At 53.7% G+C, this 19696-nt stretch carries 17 protein-coding genes and 1 tRNA gene; 5 read left to right on the forward strand and 13 right to left on the reverse strand.

The genetic code is table 11. The features are described from left to right. The first annotated feature begins 25 nt into the window (after nt 1-25). Nucleotides 26-892: an ABC transporter permease gene (locus SB13_RS10515; protein WP_026740311.1), complete on the forward strand. Its 867-nt coding sequence runs from the start codon at nt 26-28 to the stop codon at nt 890-892. Between the two features lie 416 nt (nt 893-1308). On the opposite strand, the gene SB13_RS10520 is transcribed toward SB13_RS10515, so the two are convergent. Further along, nucleotides 1309-1869, reverse strand: a complete 561-nt coding sequence (locus SB13_RS10520) for a helix-turn-helix domain-containing protein (RefSeq protein WP_026740312.1) — start codon at nt 1867-1869, stop codon at nt 1309-1311. Between the two features lie 551 nt (nt 1870-2420). Here SB13_RS10520 and SB13_RS10525 point away from each other — a divergent pair. After that, a tRNA-Val gene (locus SB13_RS10525) sits at nt 2421-2497 on the forward strand. A 147-nt stretch (nt 2498-2644) separates the two neighbouring features. Beyond that, nucleotides 2645-2788: a hypothetical protein gene (locus SB13_RS18040; protein ID WP_235202398.1), complete on the forward strand. Its 144-nt coding sequence runs from the start codon at nt 2645-2647 to the stop codon at nt 2786-2788. A gap of 118 nt (nt 2789-2906) precedes the next feature. On the opposite strand, the gene SB13_RS10530 is transcribed toward SB13_RS18040, so the two are convergent. The 7 genes from SB13_RS10530 to SB13_RS17885 all read right to left on the reverse strand — a co-directional run bounded on the left by SB13_RS10530 (nt 2907) and on the right by SB13_RS17885 (nt 12290). Further along, nucleotides 2907-3938 carry a nucleoside hydrolase gene (locus SB13_RS10530; protein WP_026740313.1) on the reverse strand — a complete coding sequence of 344 codons (1032 nt, stop codon included), beginning with the start codon at nt 3936-3938 and terminating at the stop codon, nt 2907-2909. A 46-nt stretch (nt 3939-3984) separates the two neighbouring features. Beyond that, nucleotides 3985-5589: a carbohydrate porin gene (locus SB13_RS10535; protein ID WP_036150308.1), complete on the reverse strand. Its 1605-nt coding sequence runs from the start codon at nt 5587-5589 to the stop codon at nt 3985-3987. A gap of 134 nt (nt 5590-5723) precedes the next feature. Further along, on the reverse strand, nt 5724-7418 hold the full coding sequence (locus SB13_RS10540) for an alpha-L-rhamnosidase-related protein (protein WP_200873536.1): 1695 nt from the start codon (nt 7416-7418) through the stop codon (nt 5724-5726). Between the two features lie 95 nt (nt 7419-7513). Continuing rightward, a complete protein-coding gene (locus SB13_RS10545) occupies nt 7514-8908 on the reverse strand; it encodes a glycoside hydrolase family 1 protein (RefSeq protein WP_026740316.1) in 1395 nt (464 codons plus the stop codon). Between the two features lie 27 nt (nt 8909-8935). After that, nucleotides 8936-10822 carry a PTS beta-glucoside transporter subunit IIABC gene (gene bglF, locus SB13_RS10550; protein ID WP_026740317.1) on the reverse strand — a complete coding sequence of 629 codons (1887 nt, stop codon included), beginning with the start codon at nt 10820-10822 and terminating at the stop codon, nt 8936-8938. Nucleotides 10823-11085: 263 nt separating this feature from the next. Next, nucleotides 11086-11940 (reverse strand): BglG family transcription antiterminator LicT, encoded by an 855-nt coding sequence (gene licT, locus SB13_RS10555; RefSeq protein WP_026740318.1) that lies wholly within the window; start codon nt 11938-11940, stop codon nt 11086-11088. A gap of 173 nt (nt 11941-12113) precedes the next feature. Next, on the reverse strand, nt 12114-12290 hold the full coding sequence (locus tag SB13_RS17885) for a hypothetical protein (protein WP_160168638.1): 177 nt from the start codon (nt 12288-12290) through the stop codon (nt 12114-12116). 297 nt (nt 12291-12587) lie between these two features. On the opposite strand from SB13_RS17885, the gene pykF reads away from it, so the two are divergent. Together pykF and SB13_RS10565 are read left to right on the forward strand one after the other, a co-directional pair. After that, complete coding sequence (gene pykF, locus SB13_RS10560; protein ID WP_026740319.1) at nt 12588-14000, forward strand: pyruvate kinase PykF; 1413 nt, start codon at nt 12588-12590, stop codon at nt 13998-14000. A gap of 334 nt (nt 14001-14334) precedes the next feature. Next, a complete protein-coding gene (locus SB13_RS10565) occupies nt 14335-14571 on the forward strand; it encodes a major outer membrane lipoprotein (protein ID WP_026740320.1) in 237 nt (78 codons plus the stop codon). Between the two features lie 173 nt (nt 14572-14744). On the opposite strand, the gene SB13_RS10570 is transcribed toward SB13_RS10565, so the two are convergent. From SB13_RS10570 to sufC, 5 genes are all read right to left on the reverse strand, one after another. Next, nucleotides 14745-15749 (reverse strand): L,D-transpeptidase family protein, encoded by a 1005-nt coding sequence (locus tag SB13_RS10570; RefSeq protein WP_026740321.1) that lies wholly within the window; start codon nt 15747-15749, stop codon nt 14745-14747. A gap of 251 nt (nt 15750-16000) precedes the next feature. Continuing rightward, complete coding sequence (gene sufE, locus SB13_RS10575) at nt 16001-16417, reverse strand: cysteine desulfuration protein SufE (protein ID WP_026740322.1); 417 nt, start codon at nt 16415-16417, stop codon at nt 16001-16003. Nucleotides 16418-16436: 19 nt separating this feature from the next. Further along, entirely contained in the window at nt 16437-17663 is a 1227-nt protein-coding gene (sufS, locus tag SB13_RS10580; protein WP_026740323.1) for a cysteine desulfurase SufS, read from the reverse strand. Next, nucleotides 17660-18955 (reverse strand): Fe-S cluster assembly protein SufD, encoded by a 1296-nt coding sequence (gene sufD, locus SB13_RS10585; protein WP_026740324.1) that lies wholly within the window; start codon nt 18953-18955, stop codon nt 17660-17662. Before sufD ends, sufS begins: the two co-directional genes overlap by 4 nt. Beyond that, on the reverse strand, nt 18930-19676 hold the full coding sequence (gene sufC, locus SB13_RS10590; RefSeq protein WP_026740325.1) for a Fe-S cluster assembly ATPase SufC: 747 nt from the start codon (nt 19674-19676) through the stop codon (nt 18930-18932). The genes sufD and sufC overlap by 26 nt, the downstream gene beginning before the upstream one ends. Between the last annotated feature and the right edge of the window lie 20 nt (nt 19677-19696).

Here is a 19696-nt window from a genome sequence, read left to right on the forward strand (position 1 = left end):
ATCTCTTAACATGAAAGGTTTCACGATGAGTCAACATCCCCCTGTTCGTCCGGAGTACCAGAGAGAGCTGGCTCCGCTGACCGATATTAACGTCGCCCAGCCATTACCGCTGCTTAACCGCCTGTGGAATCAGGGCGCCGTCCGCAAGTCACTCTTGCTGATCTTGCTGGCTTTGCTGTGGGAGGGCGCCGCCCGCTGGCAAAATAATGATTTGTTGCTGCCGACGTTTACTCAGGCGGCGACGGCGTTTATTGAGGATATACGTAACGGCGAACTGCCCGCTAAGATCGCCATCTCCATGAGTACGCTGGTGAAAGGCTATCTGATTGGGACCGCGTTGGCGCTGGCGCTCAGCGCACTGGCGGTCTCCACTCGGCTGGGCCGCGATCTGCTGTCCACGCTAACCTCTATGTTGAATCCCCTGCCCGCTATCGCGCTGTTACCGCTGGCGCTGCTGTGGTTCGGGCTGGGCACACAAAGTTTAATTTTCGTGCTGATTCATTCGGTACTGTGGCCGATGGCGTTAAATACCTATTCAGGCTTTCTCGGGGTCTCGGAGACGCTGAGGATGACCGGCCGTAATTATGGACTTAAGGGGTTACGCTACGTTTGGCACATTCTGATCCCGGCGGCGCTGCCTTCTATTCTCTCCGGTCTCAAAATAGGCTGGGCTTTCGCCTGGCGTACGCTCATCGCCGCCGAGCTGGTCTTTGGCGCATCCAGCGGACAAGGCGGACTGGGCTGGTACATTTTTCAGAACCGCAACGAACTGTATACCGACCGGGTATTCGCCGGATTAGCTTCGGTGATTATCATTGGACTGCTCGTGGAAACGCTGATCTTCGCCACCATCGAACGGGTCACGATCAAACGCTGGGGAATGCAGCGCTAGCAATACGCAGTACGCCGACGAGGGTATTTCGTCGGCGTACTGCCCCTCGATACAGGCAAAGGGAAATGCACTTTTCTTTATGTATGAATAAGATGTGGGACTGACTTCATCGCCGTCACACCTTACAACCGGGCGTAAGTTTGAGACTTAGAGCGATACCTCGATATTTTTATTAGTTGATTATTTCAACACCATCAATCTATTTAAGATAAAGAGAAAAGACATCGATTTTAAATAGAGTAGACAATATTGAATTATATTATTATTCACGCTTATAAAAATATTGTAAATAAAATGTCACGTGAGATAAACAACGAGAGTTAACTGACGCTCGAAGAAAAAACATTTTATTTGCGTGTGTATGAATATAAACAATTGTCGATTCTAATAAAAATCTCGCGCAGCAACACGAATAATCATCGACGCTGAGACGCTTCCATAATACTTTTGATATTGAGTTTCCGTAGCATGCTTTGCTTATGGCAGCTAATCGTTTTTTCACTCAAACACAAAAGGCCAGACACTTCCTTGTTGCTTTTCCCCTTCAACAGATACTGAAGCACCAATTGCTCTCTGGGAGAGAGTTTTTTCAGTTGCACATCCCAGGATGGGCCTGAGGCATGGTGTGTGACGTCTTGTATCTTGGAGATGATTTCAACGATCGGACTTTTCAAATCGATAATCGCATCGTAATTGATATAGCGAAACATCCGGTCAGGCTGACTGTCTTTGAAGATGACAATCTTGTTATTGCTATTGATGTATTTTATTACGTCAACCAGCGAAGAGATGATGGAAGAGTCATGCAATACTTCAATAAGAAATACCTGCTCTTTTTCCTGCTGCAGATTGTTGACTAAATCACAGATATCCGCAGCGACAAAACACCTATCGCTATCCGTCATTATTTTACTGATAATGATATTCTGTAAAGAATAAGAAATGATTTCATTCTCAACCAGGAACACATAGTCCATTGTTATACCACCCCCATACCGCAAGCAATAGAAACCAAGTAAAGCCGTTTTTAGTGCGGCTAAATCGAACAGTATGAATTTTTATCGTTTAAGCAATTCTCATAAACCATAGCACTTAACAAAAATTATGGTAGGTTAAATCTGGACTTTACTGGTCTGCTCTCTTATTACCCATCAAGTTAACTTTCTGGTCGCATATTATTTGTGCATTTATCCATTGCTTAATCTGACTTTTATCTTACCTATCGATTCCCCCTTTCTATCAACATATTCGGTTGTGCCACAGAGCCGAATTCGGTGAGCCCCCACACCCGTCATCGCCGCCCGGTATGAGAGGGTCACAGTAGAGCGATTTTTATTCGCCTCAGCTCTCTTTATAGGCTTTGGAGCGGAAAGTCGGCCAAACATTCGACACTTGAATATGAGAAGCAACAAAGGGCTTGCCATCCATGCCGGAGCAGTCCATAATGACGTCCATTCCAGTTACTGGAACGCAAGAAAAAGCATTTTAATCAAAGAGTTATCTCTAGATTTTATGCGAAACACCCTGTACGACCGTAGCTCAGTTGGTTAGAGCACCACCTTGACATGGTGGGGGTCGGTGGTTCGAGTCCACTCGGTCGTACCAATTCTTTTCTGCCTTCGGCAGTCCTAGTTCCCTGACCTATCCGTCATCATTGATGATCCCCCGTTTTCTAATCGTGACTTTCCCCTGTATTGCTGGTTCTATCCGTTTATTCCCCCGGCTTTGTTCGCTTTATCATCGATTCTCCAGATGTTGCCAACCGTCCATTACCGACACGCTACTGGTTCCTACAAAACCACGCTGATCAAAATCGGGGCCGCCAAACTACAAAGCACGCTACTGCCGGTCAGCGTCTATGCCCCCCCCAGCCAGAACAACATTTCGCCGCGATAGTTTCTTACACGCCTAACGCGTGCCTAAACGAAAGCCGCCACATTTTGTGTGACGGCTTGGATGTCTTTGCTACTTTTGTTTGAGTCAGGGGGATCAATCCCCTGTCGTTAACCCCGTCCTACTGTGCGCGTGTCCCCTTCTCTCCATAGAGCAACGCCAGCTTGGCGTAGAAATCTTCCAGCGTGAAACGCGTGTCCACAGCATGATAAACCCGGATCTGTCGGGGGCTTTTCTGCTGCCCATAGCTCAGGTCATCATTAATCTGCGGTGCATCACGCAGTGTATATTGGTATTCGTGGTCATCCAGCAACAGCGCGACCGAGGGGTTATCGCCCAAGACCCACACTTCGCTTTTCGGCCAGGGCACGTCCTTTAAGGTCATCGAGATTTCCCGATTAAAGTCAATCAGCTGCTGCCACAGATACTCGCCGACCTTGCCCTGCGGTTTGACGCGCGCCGCCAGCTCCGCCAAAGAGACCCTGACCGACATGTAGACGTTATGCGGGACCTGCCACAGCGGAACGTTGGACTGGAGCACCACATTCGCCGCCTGCGGATCGTTAAACAGGTTGTATTCCCAGCCGCCCTTTGGATAAGGCATGCCGCCGATCCAAATCACGGTCATTTTCTTGGCAATCGTCGGGTCCGCCTGCAGCGCGGCCGCAACATCGGTCAGCGCGCCGAGCACCAGAACAAATAGCGGCTGAGGATCGTCTTTTTTGGCCTCGTCGATCAACTGCTGCGCGCCTTCGCTCAGGGCCGGTTTACCCTCCAGCGGCCCCGTTGCGCCGCGATAAACCGGCACCGCCGTTTTTCCCATCACCTGTGTTAAGCGCTGCAGCTCGCGATAGCTTTCCATCATGCTGTCAGCGGCAGGACGTTTTAACAACGGCGCCGTTCGAGCGTAGTGGGCGGCGATAAGACCGGTCACCTTCAGCGTGGGCGACATTAACGCGTGCGCCACCGCGAAATCGTCGTCCGCCTCGTTTTTAGCATCGCTGCTAATCATGACTCTGATTTGCTTGTGTTCCACCACGTCATACGGCAGCTCGGCCGCTCGCGACGACACGCTCCACAGCACGACGAGAAGTAGAGCCAGACCCTGGCTCATCAGCATTAACCCGCGTTTCTTACTTCTAGTGATAATCATAAAAAGATCCCCATAAGCGAAAAGGACACAACATGGATGTGCCGAGTTACCACCAGACTTCCGCCTGCACCCCCAGGCTGAACTGATCGTCTTTATCGTCCTCGAAACTGAACTGAGAGATGCCGTTCTCCAGCGATTTCAGATAGCTGGCGTAAAAACGGATCTCCGGACGAGAGGTCAGCATGCTGGTGCTGACTTTGAGGGTGTGGAACAGCGTGGTTTTGTAGCCTGACTCACGATAGTTGACGCCGCCTGCCTTGTTGGTCTGGTTGAAATAGGCCAGCTCGACGCCGGTCTGGTTGTACTGATCCCAGATATACGCGGGACGGACTACCGCACGGAACGTTTCAAAGTCCGTGTGCGCGCCGGTCTCATAGCTGTACAGATCGTTGCCGCGGCCATACACCAGCGCGTTTGCCATGATCACGTCGGGATGCAGGTACGTTTCCCCCTGCGAGATCAGCCGGAAGGCGGTCCCCCCGGTATGTTCGCCGTAATAATATTTGCCATCGCCGTAGTCCGGATTGGCGTCGGATATCCGCATGAAGCCACTGGCGATGGAGTTACTGGCGTACTGGAGGGCAAATTCATTAAATCCGCCGTTATCAAAGTTCTGCCGGAAAAGACCGGTCGCCAGCCACGCGTCTTTTAATTCGAAATAGTTGCTCGAATGCTGACTGTCGCTTTCATTCGCCGTGTTGTATTTGCCGTCTATTTCCAGCGTCGCCTTATTCCAGAGTGGGATTTCCCGGTAGCGGATATCGATGGCGTTGGTATTCACCTGCGTCGTTGAGGTGTAGGACTTATCGTAGAGATCCAGATCCTGACGCAGTAACGCCATATCCAATTTCCCGACGCCCACGTCAATGTTCTCCAGCCCGACTGCGCCCGCAGAATCGGCCTTATGCGCTTTCCAGTCCAGCATCTGGATTTCATAATTTTTCAGATAATGTTTCCCGACCCAGAACGTGGCCTCCGGCAGAAACGGAATAAAGCCCGTGGTGGTGACGTACATGTCGGAAAATTGGAGCAGGTTGTCGCTGCTGGAGTCGAATACGCCGTTACTGTATGACTGCCCCACATTGCCATCGAGCCACACGACGGCATGCGCGGTTTTGCCGTCCTGATCGTAAACGCGTTGGTTCAGGATCAAATCGAACCAACCGCTGTGCTCATTGCCGAAACGGCCCAGAGACCCAATCGCATAAGACTTGGGTACGCCGCGCGATGAGGTGGCCCAGCCAGATCGAAAATACCCCGAGTAGGTAAAGCCGATGTCGTTTTTCACGTAGTTGCTGATGTCGCCAAGCGTCATCGGCGTCGAAGAAACGGTAGCGTTGCTGGTGCTGGCGTTGGCGCCGCCGTTGACCGAGGTGGAGGAAGACGTCGGCGTAGCTTTTGCCGTGGATTGGGCGCTATCGTTCACGACCATCACGTTGACGTCGCGCTGCTTCGGCGCCGTATTTTGTTGGGCCTGACTGGCGGCGATTTTATATTCCTGCAACTCTTTTCGGGTGGCGTTTAATTCCTTTTCGAGCAGTTCGAGTCGTTCCTCCACGGTTAATTTCGCGGCCAGCGCGTGATAAGGCACACCGGCGTAGAGCAGAGCCAGCGTGATGATTTTTACGGATACAGAGTTAATTTTTATCATTATGGTGGTTCCAATGTTGATGCGCGGGGGCGCAAACTCGCCTGCCCGCTATTCCCGGTCAACGTGCGTTGCTCAACGTTTTTATTCGAAGCGGCGATGCTCCGCCTCTCACCTTGAACGCTTTTTATGTCTGCCTATCCGCGGGCGAAACCGTGGCGGATAAAGTAACTGGGGGTACAGCTCCAGGCATGGCAGTAACTGTCGATTTGTTTGCTGCCATAGGGAGACGACATCGGTTTTTTAGGATCAAACGCTTCCCAGAAGGTATTGGTCCCGGTTTTGACCATTGCCCCCCAATACTCCTCCACCAGCGTTCGCGCTTCTTCGCTCAGTCCACAATGAATGAGCGCATCGACCATGTGGTGGTACAGGTAGGGTGTAAGCGGCCGAATGGCCTGGGGCAGCGACATAACGCGGGTCAACGCTTGCGCCATCTGCGGTTGAGGCAGCACGTCGGCCAGCGCCATCCATGCCTGAGATGCCCAGGAGATTTGTCGCTGTTCGCCGCTGACGAACACGCCCTGCTTTTCATCAAACAGCCCGCGTGCCGCTTGCTTCATCCGCACAACGATTTCCTCCAGATACGCGACCTCGGCATCTCTTCCCAGCGATTTCGCCAGTTCGATGCCCTCCTGACAGCTGTAAATCAGTAGCCCCTGGATCGCCGCCTGTTTATCAAGACCTTTCAGCGCGGCGCTTTGGTCCGATCCCGGATTCCAGTCGATAAACACGTAATCCTTTTCCGGCGCGACGAACAGGCCCTGCGCATTGACATTCTTCAGCGCCAACGCCAACTGCTGTTTCGCCACCGGCCACAGCTCCTGTGCCGTCGCGGTGTCGTGGCTCGCCCGCAGATAGTCGCGCACGATGCTGCCGAACAATGCGGCATAGTCGATCAGCACGACTTCGCCCATACGCGGCTCCGGCTGTTCATAGACGCAGGCCGTGATATAACCATCGTCCCGCTGCAGCCCGGCGAACAAATACAGGCAGCGGCGAACCAGCGCGGTGTTGTTGAAGCTCACATAGTTGACCATCGCCTGCAGGCGCAGATCGCCAACCCATAACCGCCGATCGCGCTTCGGCCCGTCCTCGAAGACGGTCTGCATACATTCGTGCAATGTCCGAATGCTGACGCGGTCGATATTCTTCAGCAGGTCGCTGTCATAGCGCGCCGGCGCCAGCCGATCCTGACCGGCGGAAGAGACCGCCTTCACCTGTAGTTGGCTGAACGTGACGCTGAAATTCGTCGAAGTGGAGATAATTTCGATTTTGACGAAGCGGAAGGCATGGCGGCGTTCAATCCTGACCTGCTGCGGCAGAAAATCGACGTTCAGTATTTCATCCGGTAGCCAGGAAGCGCTGATCCAGCCGTTGTAGGGATAGAGCGGCTGCGTCACATCCGTGACAACCTCTCCAAAAATCAATCGCAAACGCACCGGTGCATCGCAGGAAACGCCCTGCCATCCCAATGAGAACGTCAGATAACCGGTATAGTGCTCGCCGAAATCCACGATGAAACTGTCACCGGTCTTGAAACTCTTGTTCGTCAATTCGCCCACGTCATACTGCTGCGTCATCGCCACGCCCAACAGATGCTCGGGCGCTTCCCGAGGCGCGACGACGTTCAACGCGGAATAAGACTCTTCGGACAGCGACGGTTTCAGCACTTCCGCCATCGCGATCCAATGCTGCTGTCGGTTCAGCGCCGTCGGTCTGTCGCCGCCCGTTTTCGCCGCGCCAGCCGTCTTATCCGCCGCGCGTAACGGCGCGAGACGGGCGCAGGCGGTGACGACGGCCGCGTGGATCAATAACTCTCTTCTATTCATGGTTATCAGCCACCTTCTTGGACGGGCCCGGCGCTGCGGCCGCACAGCCCGTAGTCAGACGTTAAGGCATGGAAGACGCCATGCCCGCCCGTCGATCACTTCAGCGCGTCACCGTTGCTGCGAATGACCGATTGATACCAGTAGAAGCTCTTCTTGCGCTTACGCTCCAGCGTGCCCGCCCCCTGATCGTCCCGGTCCACATAAATAAAGCCGTAGCGTTTGGACATTTCCGCCTTGGAGGCGCTAACCAGATCGATGGGTCCCCAGCTGGTATATCCCAGTACGTCGACGCCATCGGCGATCGCCTCACCGACCTGCACCAGATGATCATTGAGGTACTTAATGCGGTAGTCGTCGTTGATGGTGCCGTCGGCCTCCAGCTGGTCTTTCGCCCCCAGCCCGTTTTCCACGATAAACAGCGGTTTCTGATAGCGGTCGTACAGGACGTTAAGCAGGTAGCGCAGCCCTTCCGGATCTATCTGCCAGCCCCATTCGGAGCTTTCCAGATACGGATTGGGGATCATGTTCAGGATGTTGCCGCGCGCTTTTTGGATTTCTTCATCGTCCTGGGTGACACAGCCGGTCATGTAGTAGCTGAACGAAATGAAATCAACCGTTTCCTTCAGCGCCTGGACGTCATCCTCTTCGATGCGCAGCGCAATTCCCTGCTCTTTGAAGAAGCGTTTCATATAGGCGGGATAGGCCCCGCGAGCCTGAACATCGCCGAAGAACAGCCATTCGCGGTTTTGGCGCAGGCTTTCCATAACGTCGTCCGGTTTGCAGGTCAGCGGGTAAAGCATCGCGCCCAGCAACATGTTGCCAATCCGCGCGTCGGGAATGATTTCATGGCAGGCTTTAACCGCCTTGGCGCTGGCGACCAGTTGGTGATGGATGGCCTGGTAGATAGCGGCTTTGTCGCTGTCCGGCGGCAGACCGACGCCGGTAAACGGGGCGTGCAGCGAGACGTTGATTTCGTTAAAGGTCAACCACAGCTTGACCTTATTGCGATAGCGTTTGAAGACGGTGCGGGCATAGCGCTCGAAACAGTCGATCGTTGTACGACTGCCCCAACCGCCGACGCGCTTCACCAGTCCATAGGGCATCTCGTAATGCGAGAGCGTGACCAGCGGCTGGATATCATGCTTCGCCAGTTCGTCGAACAGCTTGTCGTAGTAGGTCAGCCCGGCTTCATTGGGCGTCAGCTCGTCGCCCTGCGGGAAAATACGCGTCCAGGCGATGGACACGCGCAGGCAACGGAACCCCATTTCAGCGAACAGCGCGATGTCCTGCGGATAACGGTGATAGAAGTCGATGGCGACATCCTTAATGCTGCTGTCGCCGGGTTGGCGCTCAACAATATCGCCGAAGATCCCCTGCGGCTGCAGATCCGACGTCGAGAGTCCTTTGCCATCGTCTTGATAGGCGCCTTCCACCTGATTGGCGGCAATCGCGCCGCCCCATAAAAAGTCTTTCGGAAAACGAGCGTTCATTGAGTTTCTCCTGTACACGAGAGTGAGTTAATGCACCAACGACAGCAGCGGCGCGCGCGCAACGACGGCGCCGCGGGCTAATGGCAGCACATCCAGATAGCTGTCGCTGTTGGAAATAATGATGGGAGTGGTCAGGTCATATCCCGCCGCTGCGATCGCCTCGGCGTCGAACGTCAGCAGGAGATCGCCCTGCTTGACGATGTCGCCGATAGCGACGTGCGGCGTGAAATGAAGGCCGTCCAGTTTCACCGTATCCACGCCGACATGGATCAGCACTTCCGCCCCGTTATCTGCGGCCAGGCCGATGGCGTGATGCGTTTTGAATAGCGATGCCACCGTGCCGTCTACCGGCGCATAAAGCTTGCCCTCTTCAGGCACAACCGCGATGCCTTTCCCCAGCAGTCCACTGGCGAAGGTGCTGTCGTTAACCTCTTCCAGCGGGATCGCCTGACCCGTCAGAGGACTCGCCAGCGTTTCCGTGCGGATGCCCAGCGCAGAGTCGACCGTCGCAGCTGTCGGTGCATCCTTTTTGGGNGAAAGCGCTGCGGCCGGGATACCGAACAGCCAGCTGGCTACAGCGGCAAAGAGGAAGGCAATCGCCGTGCCGACAATGGCCGCCCACACGCTGCTGTTAAAGCCTTCGGGGGGAATAATCAGGGTGAAAGTGAAGATGCTGGGCAGACCAAAGGAGTAAATGGTGGAGTGGAAATAGCCCATAATGCCCGCGCCGATGGCGCCGCCGATGCAGCCGAAGATGAACGGACGACGCAGAGGGAGCGTGACGCCGTAGACGGCTGGTTCGGTGATCCCGAAGATCGACGCCGAGAAAGCAGAGCCGGCGATACCTTTGAGTTTGGCATCCCGGGTACGCAGCAGCACGCCGAGCGTTGCCCCCGCCTGCGCCAGCACGGCGGGCGTCAACAGCGGCAGCAGCGTATCGTGTCCCAGCACGCTGAGGTTGTTCAGCATCAGCGGCACCAGTCCCCAGTGCAGGCCGAAAATCACGCAGATCTGCCAAATCGCGCCCATCACCGCGCCTGCAACGACCGAGTTGAGGTTATAGAGCCACTGATAGCCGCTGGCCAGCAGCTCGCTGAGCCAGGTTGCACACGGGCCGATCACCAGAAACGTTAGCGGCACCGTGATGCAGATGCACAGCAGCGGCGTCAAGAAGTTTCGGACGTTGGCATGCAGCAGCGCATTGCATTTTTTCTCCAGTTTGGACGATACCCAGCAGGCGAAAATAATCGGGATAACCGACGAGCTGTAATTCAAAAACGTGATGGGGATGCCCAGAAAGGTCATCGGCTGATAATCGGCTGACTGCATGGCGTTGAATGCGGTGATCATCATGGGATGCACCAGCGTTCCCCCAATGACCATCGTCGTAAACGGATTGCCGCCGAACTTTTTGCCCGCGGTGTAACCCAGGATCACCGGGAAGAAATAAAACAGCGCATCGCTGGCCGCGAACAAGATTTGATACGTGCCGTGGCTTGATTCCAGCCACCCCAGCGCCTGACATAATGCCAACAGGCCTTTGAGTATCCCTGATGCCGCCATCACACCGATAAATGGCGTAAAGATGCCCGCGATAATGTCAATGAAACGGGAAAACAAACTGTCTGATTTGTTCTCATCCTGCGAGGCGGCACTTTCGCCGTTTTCCATCCCCGCAGCGGCCGCGACGTCGCGATAAACGTCGCTGACATGATTGCCGATGACGACCTGAAACTGACCGCCGCTTTCCACCACCATAATCACGCCGGGATTGTTTTTCAGCGTGGCGGCATCGGCTTTAGCACTATCCTTGAGTTTGAAACGCAGGCGAGTGGCGCAATGCAGGACGCTGCTAATATTGTCCCGGCCACCAACACCCTCAATGATCTCACTGGCTAACATCTTATATTCCATAGGACATTCCTTAATGCGGGTCACAGCCAGATAACATCCGACATGACGGGCGAGGCTGTTTTTTAGACGAAAAAAAACCTGAATCACTTCCCCGGCGGTCTCATGACGACTCAGGAAGCGATTCAGGTTTCGCCTGCGTTGCCCGAAGGCAACTGCAGTAACAATCCAAATCTTGCGGGTCAGCTTGCGGGGTTTTGATCACCCAAGCAAGCGACTTTAATTAGCTGACAATTAATTTGTGATGCACAACACTCTTTTGCTTTTTACTCCTCCGGTTCTTGTCCTGAGATATCCGCACGCACTCTTTCGATATGAATGGTCAGGAACATCAGTTCCTCCTTCGTCAAAACATAATCGTATTGCCGATGGATGTGTGTCTGGATCTTTTCCGCGCAGGCGTAGGACTGAGCATACTTCTCTTTGACGACATCATGCAGTGATTCGTCATCGTTGGAGACCGGATCATGCCCGACGAGCCGCTGCGCAAAAAATTTGAGGTGAGTGACAAAGCGGTGATAACTGAGCGCCTGCTCGTTGTAGTCCACATCCAGGTGGTATTTGACGATATTGAGTATCTCCTGCATCACCTTGGTAATTTGAATCACCTCCGGCATCTGGCTATCGAGCTGCGCGTTGACCAGATGCAGCGCGATAAACCCGGCTTCGTCTTCCGGCAAACGAACGCCAAGGCGGCGATGGATGATCTCCAGCGCCTCCAGACCTACCGCAAACTCTTTTTGATATAGCCGTTTGATCTCCCAGAGCAGCACGTTGCGAATATCCACGCCCTGCCGATGACGCTCGATGGCGAAATGACAGTGGTCGGTCAGCGATACATAGATGCTATTTTGCAGCTTCCCCGGGAGTTGTTTCCTCGCTAACGCGATGATTTTGTCCGCGGTGGTGAACACCTCAAGCGGTATTCCCTGCAAAATCTCGCTCAGCCGCGACGTGAGTTCGCTGCTGCGCAGTTCGAACACTTTCTCAATCAGCGCCTTATCGAGGCGATCGCCAATCTGTTTTTTGAAACCTAGCCCTCGCCCCATAACCACCTGTTCGTTATGGTGTTCATCCAAGACGGTGACGACATTATTATTGAGTATTTTGGCTATTTTCATTTTTACGAACCCTGGAAACAAAAAGACCAGACATCCACTCGTCTACAAGCGAATATCTGGTCTTGCCTGCCGTCAGCAGTAACAACCCTGGCACCCATCATCAACCTCCCCTCAGACTCTCTCAATATGCATCACGAAGAAACGTGACGGAGATCGACACAAAAGCTTAAAATTTACACATTATTTTCTACAATACCGACTGACATAGCGAAATATGGCGCATAATCATTGGATTGCATGATTTTTATCTGCAGGGAAATATGATTGCAGAGAGATTGCGCAACACCAGTGCGCAAAAGTGAAAAATCGCCTATTTTTTTGCGTAAACGCACTAAAATATAGGTTATCATACTGCCTCACCGCTTGTTTCTCATCACTCAGCAACTATAATACGGGCGTTGTCTTATTGAATGGTTTCAGCAAACTACCGTGCCAAGATTAATAACAAGTTTTAAAACGGTATTACCTCGTTTCATCCACTCTTTTAGGATGATATCTGACCCTGAGTGCCTTCAAAATTTCGGTTGCTGTCACTCTCTGCACTCAACGTGTTCTGTCTCTTTTTTCAGCAAATCCCTATCGGGGGTTAGCAGCCTTAACCGCCGGTTCCCATTTTTATCCATCACAACTTGTAGAAATTAACCGTTATGAAAAAGACCAAAATCGTTTGTACTATCGGCCCTAAAACTGAGTCCGAGGAAATGCTGGCCAAGCTGTTGGACGCAGGCATGAACGTTATGCGCCTGAACTTTTCTCACGGTGACTACGCCGAACACGGTCAACGCATCACGAATCTGCGCGCCATCATGCAGAAAACCGGTCAGAAAGCCGCCATCCTGCTGGACACCAAAGGTCCAGAAATCCGTACCATGAAGCTGGAAAACGGCGCCGATGTTTCTCTGTCTGCCGGACAGACTTTCACCTTCACTACCGATCAGAACGTCATCGGTAACAAAGATCGCGTAGCGGTAACCTATGCAGGGTTCCCAGAAGACCTGAGCGTCGGCAACACGGTGCTGGTGGATGACGGTCTGATCGGTATGGAAGTCACTGCCATCAACGGTAACGAAGTTGTTTGTAACGTACTGAACAACGGCGACCTGGGCGAAAACAAAGGCGTTAACCTGCCGGGCGTTTCCATCCAGCTGCCGGCTCTGGCAGAAAAAGACAAACGCGACCTGATCTTCGGTTGCGAGCAGGGTGTTGATTTCGTTGCCGCCTCCTTTATCCGTAAACGTTCCGACGTTGAAGACATCCGCGCGCATCTGAAACAGCACGGCGGCGAACACATCCAGATCATCTCCAAAATCGAAAACCAGGAAGGTCTGAACAACTTCGACGAAATCTTGGAAGCTTCCGACGGCATCATGGTTGCTCGTGGCGACCTGGGCGTGGAAATCCCGGTTGAAGAAGTGATTTTCGCTCAGAAAATGATGATCGAAAAATGTAACCAGGCGCGCAAAGTCGTTATCACCGCAACGCAGATGCTGGATTCCATGATCAAAAACCCGCGTCCTACCCGTGCGGAAGCTGGTGACGTCGCCAACGCCATCATCGACGGCACCGACGCCGTTATGCTGTCTGGCGAAAGCGCCAAGGGTAAATACCCGCTGGAAGCGGTCAGCATCATGGCCACGATCTGTGAACGTACTGACAAAGTCATGAAACCGCGTCTGGAACGCGCAGCGAACACCGGTCGCCTGCGCATTACCGAGGCCGTATGCCGCGGCGCGGTAGAAACTGCAGAGAAACTGGAAGCGCCGCTGATCGTGGTCGCCACCAGCGGTGGTAAATCTGCCAAGTCCATCCGTAAATACTTCCCGGATGCGCGTATTCTGGCGCTGACCACTAATGAAGTCACCGCGCGTCAGCTGATTCTGACCAAAGGCGTAGAAACGCAGCTGGTGAAAGAAATCGCTTCTACCGACGATTTCTACCGCATTGGTAAAGAGGCCGCGTTGGAAAGTGGTTTTGCCCAATCAGGCGACGTTGTCGTCATGGTTTCCGGCGCCCTGGTACCGAGCGGCACCACCAACACCGCTTCCGTACATCGCCTGTAATACCTCATGGCGATAAGTCGCCGATGAGTATCAAGCGCCCCTAGGGGCGCTTTTTTTATGGGTGACTTTATTTTACTTTTCTCTGCATTTCGGGCAGAGATCCTTCCAGTCAGTTATGCTAAAAAGACATATAAGATAACGCCTATTCAGAGTAATCTGATAAAAAAAGCCTGTTTTCCTTACTTTTTTTGTCTTTGAAGTTAAAGGCGCTGCTTCTTTGAGCGAACAATCCAAATTAAGCGTGTTCTCATCAAAAATTTATTCTCATTAGAAAAAAGTTTGTGTAATACTTGTATCGCTACATGGAGATTAACTCAATTAGAGGGTATTAATAATGAATCGTACTAAACTGGTACTGGGCGCGGTAATTCTGGGTTCTACTCTGCTGGCTGGCTGTTCTAGCAATGCTAAAATCGATCAACTGTCTTCTGACGTTCAGACTCTGAACAGCAAAGTTGATCAGCTGTCCAACGATGTAACCGCAATCCGCTCTGACGTACAGGCTGCTAAAGACGACGCAGCTCGTGCTAACCAGCGTCTGGATAACCAGGTTCGCACTTACAAAAAGTAATCGAATCTGTAGAATGAAAAATGGCGCACATTGTGCGCCATTTTTTTGTCTGTCATAAATCCTTCAGCTAACGCTTCTCGCTAGGCCCTACTCTTCTTAACGCCGCCTGAGACTGGACTCCCTTCCAGGCTTGGAAGACGCGACTCCCTATCTTTGCTGGCCCGTAGCTGATGCTACGGATGATACGACGCTGAATCGGTTACACTCGTCACTGGCGCGGCGGCGTCATTAGCCGTTTGCTGAGCGGGGATTGGTTCACCAGTGTTTACCAGCACAGGCATGCCAGAGCGACGCTCGATAGCGCTTTCGACAACCGCCTTATTGGTCTCTTCATTGTTGATAAAACTCTTCACTTTCTTGCTGAGCGCGATAGGCATCGTCTGCGGGTCATCTTTATCCGTGCGAGACAATGGCTGATGAACTTCGATATAGCGCTTACCATCAGGTTCTACGGCGACTTTTATCGGCTCGTTAACNACCTGTACCCGGGTTCCAGGCTCAACTGCGTTGAACAACGCCTCAATATCATCTGCCCGCAAGCGAATACAGCCGGAGCTGACGCGCATACCAATGCCGAAATTCGCGTTGGTGCCGTGAATCAGATAGACCCCACCGCTCTTCGCCATACGCATCGCAAATAGTCCCATTGGATTATCCGGCCCCGCAGGCACGACGGCAGGCAGGTCGATGCCCTGCTCTTTATAGTGCTTGCGGATATTCGGTGTCGGCGTCCAGGTCGGGTTCGGGTGTTTAGAGATGATGGTTGTGGTCATCACCGGCGTATTACGTCCCAGTTGACCGATACCAATAGGATAAACGATCACCTTATTTTGACCCTTGGGGTAATAGAACATCCGAAGTTCAGCCAGATTGATGACAATGCCCTCACGCGGCGTATCCGGCAGCAAAATTTGGGTAGGGATGGTAAGCGAAATGTCAGGCTTGGGAAGATAAGGATCGGTGCCGGGATTCGCTTCCAGCATCCCTAACAAACCTATCTTATAGTCGGCTGCAATCGCCTCCAGAGAACGACCATCGTGTGGAACGACATAGGTAGTGTTTTCACCAACTAGACGGCTATCTGGCGGCGGCAGCGGATACTCGGTGGCTTGCCCTGCTGGCATGCCGCCGATGTACGACACCAGGAGCAGCCCCATTAACGTCAACGCGCGTTTCATCATCAGTTCCCTATTCTTAAGGCTCGAATATTGTGATCTATACGGTGGCGGCAGAAATGCCCTACCGCCACCGTATAGACCGTTTGCCGGACTATTAACGATTGAATTGTTTAACATTCAGTTTGTTGCGAAGCTAATATTAAGAATAAGAGCAGATCTCCCGCAGATCCACGGGCGAACTCTTAAAGCATGAAGGGAAAGAGGAGAACAACGGCGTCAGCGTGATGCCAACGCCGCTCAAGAGAGAGCGATCAGGCCAGCTCAGCGGCCCGGCTGCGAATGGACCGCAGCATCGCTTCCAGCCCTTGCGAACGTGAAGGGGTAAGATGCTGGGTCAACGCCAGCTCTTGGAAAAACGGCCGGACATCCAGCGAGACGATATCCTGCGGCGTTAGCTGCTGATAAAGGCTGAAAACAACGGCGATAAGTCCTTTGACGATCGCAGCGTCGCTGTCGCCCTGCAGCGCGACTCGACCCTGCTCATCTCGCGTCACCACGATCCATACCTGACTCTGACAGCCATTCACGCGATTGTCTTCCTGACGCAGATCGTCGCTAAGCGGCTCCAGACGGGATCCCAGTTCCATGATGTAGAGATACTTTTCTTCCCAGTTATGACAGCGAGAAAAATTGCGTACCAGTTTCTGCGGCTCCGGCAGACTTGCCATAATATCCTCCGCGGTTAACTTAACCGCCTAATAAACCATGAATACGTTGTAGCCCGGCGACCAGCCGGTCGATATCTTCACGCTGGGTATAAACGGCCAAAGACGCACGGCACATGCTGGAAACCCCATAGTGTTCCATTAACGGCATGGCGCAGTGGTGGCCGGTACGGATGGCGATGCCGTACTGATCGAGGAAACTCCCCACGTCGTAGGCATGGTGCTGACCGAGGTTGAAAGCAATCACGCCTTGGCGCTGTTCCGGACCGTACAGGATGAGCGTCGGCACCGTCTTGAGTGCGGATACCGCATACTGCATCAGGTCGGTTTCGTAGCGGTGGATCGCTTCGCGTCCTATTGCAGAAACGTAATCCAATGCGGCGCCCAATCCCATAATCCCGGCGGTGTTAGGAGAACCGGCTTCGAAGCGCCAGGGCGCATCGGCGTAGGTCGTTCCTTTGGTGAGGCTGACTTCGCGAATCATCGAGCCCCCGCCTTCCCACGGCGGCATTGCCTGTAGCAACGCATGTTTGGCATACAACACGCCGATCCCCGAAGGCCCATAAATTTTATGGCCGGAGAACGCGTAAAAGTCACAGTTCAACGCCTGAACGTCGACAGGCTCATGCATGATCGCCTGCGCCCCGTCCAGCAACACCTTCGCGCCGACGCTATGCGCCAGACGAACGATGTCCTGCACCGGGTTCACGGTTCCCAGCACGTTCGAAATGTGGGTAACGGAGACTAAGCGAGTCCGTTCATCCAACAATTCCGGCAACAAAGCGACATCCAGCTCACCGTCGACCGTCAATGGCAGAACGCGAATTTCGATACCGTGCGTTTGGGCCAGCATCTGCCAGGGAACGATGTTGGCATGGTGCTCCATGCCGGTAATCACCACGTTGTCGCCGGGCTGCATGAAGGTCCGCCCGTAGCTGTTGGCGACCAGGTTAATCGCTTCTGTAGTACCACGTACGAATACGATCTCTTCCGCAGACTCCGCGTTGATGAATGACGCCGTCAGCGTACGCACATCCTCCATCGCCGTTGTCGCCCGGGCGCTCAACGTGTGAATGCCGCGGTGAACCGCGGCATACTCATTGCGATAAAAATTCAGCTCACGGTCGATGACCGACTGCGGCTTTTGCGAACTGGCCGCGCTGTCCAGATAGACCAGCGACTGACCGTTGACTTCCTGTTTCAGGACGGGGAAATCTGCCCGGACGCGTTCTATCGGGTAATCACTCATTGCTGACCTCCCGCGGCGCCGATGAGGCGTTCCGCTATGCGTTTGATCACGACGTCGCGCAGGGCGTCGTCAGAGATCGCTTCCGTCAGTTCGGCGGCAAAAGCGAAGATAATCATTTGTTGCGCGTCTTCACCACTGATGCCGCGGGCGCGCAGGTAAAACAGCTGCTCTTCGTCGATACGACCGACCGTCGCGCCATGGCTGCATTTGACGTCGTCGGCGTAGATTTCCAGCTGCGGCTTGGTGTCCACTTCCGCCAGACGGCCCAACAGCAGGTTGTTGTTGGTCATCTTGCCGTCGGTTTTCAGCGCATGAGGTGCCACTTTGATCATGCCATTGAAGACCGCCTTGGCACGATCGCGGACGATCGTCTTATGCAGCTGACGACTTTCGCCATTGCCCTGATTGTGTTCCAGATAGGTTCGCGTGTCGCAAACCTCGCTGCCACGCGGCAGGATCAGGCTATTGATGGTCAGATTGGCCCCTTCGCCGTTCATCTGCGCGCTGGTCTGATGCCGGGTCAGCCCCGCCCCCAACAGGAAACTGTGGCTAGAAACGCGCGCCGAGCGCGCCATCCGCACATCATTATGGGCGAAGTGGTAACCCGCCGCCGCTTCAAACGCCAGCTTATAATGCGTAACGTCGCAGTTTTCACCCGCGTCGACGGTCAGACGGGCGCCGCTGAAATGCGCGCTCTCATCCAGACTGACATAGTGTTCAATTACCGTAGCGGCGGCGTTCGCGCCGACCTGCAAATCGTGACGATGGTGAACCGTATTCAGTACCGCGCCGTCGCCGGAGCTGATGTGCAGCAGATACAACGGCTTTTCAGCCTGTACGCCAGCGGCAAGACGAATTTGCGTGCGCTCGGCGGCCAGACTCTCGGTAAGATGCAAGAAGACGTCCGGCTGAATCGGAGCGGCCATCGGCAGAGACGCAGGGGATGCCGCTACTTCCACCTGATAAGGGCCCCAGTCGGCGTCGCTGAGTTCGGGACTCAGACGTCCGTCGACGAACACCATACGCCACGCATCCAGCGGCAGTGACAGCGCATCACGTTGCACCGCATTGACCGTCCGCGCGGCAGGTTCGGTGAATTCATGGCCGAGCAAGCCGTCCAGCGGCGTGTATTTCCAGTGCTCCTGCCGGCGGTTTGGCACGCCCAGCTGCAATACCTGCTGCCAGTGTTCGCCCGCTTCTTCAGAACGCGCTCCGGCGCTGTCGAACAACCGCTGCCACTGCTGCAGCGCCTGCGTCGCTTTCGTATTACTGTTGGTCGGTAAGCCAGCCATAGCCCTGCTCCTCCAACTGTTTAACTAATGTGAAGTCGCCGGATTTCACAATCCGCCCCTGATACAGCACGTGAACGAAGTCTGGTTTGATGTAGTCCAGAATACGCTGATAGTGCGTTACGATGATGAAGGAGCGCTCTTCGTTACGCAGCGTGTTGACGCCGTTGGAGACAATTTTCAGCGCATCGATGTCCAGACCGGAGTCGGTTTCGTCGAGAATGCACAGGTTGGGTTCCAACGCGGCCATCTGCAGGATATCGTTGCGTTTCTTCTCACCGCCGGAGAAACCGACGTTGACCGAACGGGTCAGCAGGTCGGCCGGCATATTCAGCAACTTGATCTTCTCTTCGATGAAGTCTTCGAAATCGAAGCGATCCAGAGGCTCTTGCTGGCGATATTGACGAACGGCATTGACCGCGGTCTGTAAAAAGAACTGGTTGCTGACGCCCGGAATTTCGACCGGGTACTGGAACGCCATGAAAATGCCTTCGCCCGCCCGATCTTCCGGCGACAGTTCCAGCAAATCTTTGCCTTTAAACGTGACGGAACCTGAAGTCACTTCGTAGTCTTCGCGTCCGGCCAACGTGGCGGACAGCGTACTTTTACCGGAGCCGTTAGGCCCCATGATGGCATGGACTTCGCCAGGTTTGATTTGAAGATTCAGCCCTTTGATAATTTCTTTTTCTTCGACACTGACTCTTAAGTTTTCAATATTCAACATACTTTATCCTTCAGACGCCT

The sequence above is a fragment of the Lonsdalea quercina subsp. quercina genome (assembly GCF_000688695.1).
GTDB lineage: Bacteria > Pseudomonadota > Gammaproteobacteria > Enterobacterales > Enterobacteriaceae > Lonsdalea > Lonsdalea quercina_D.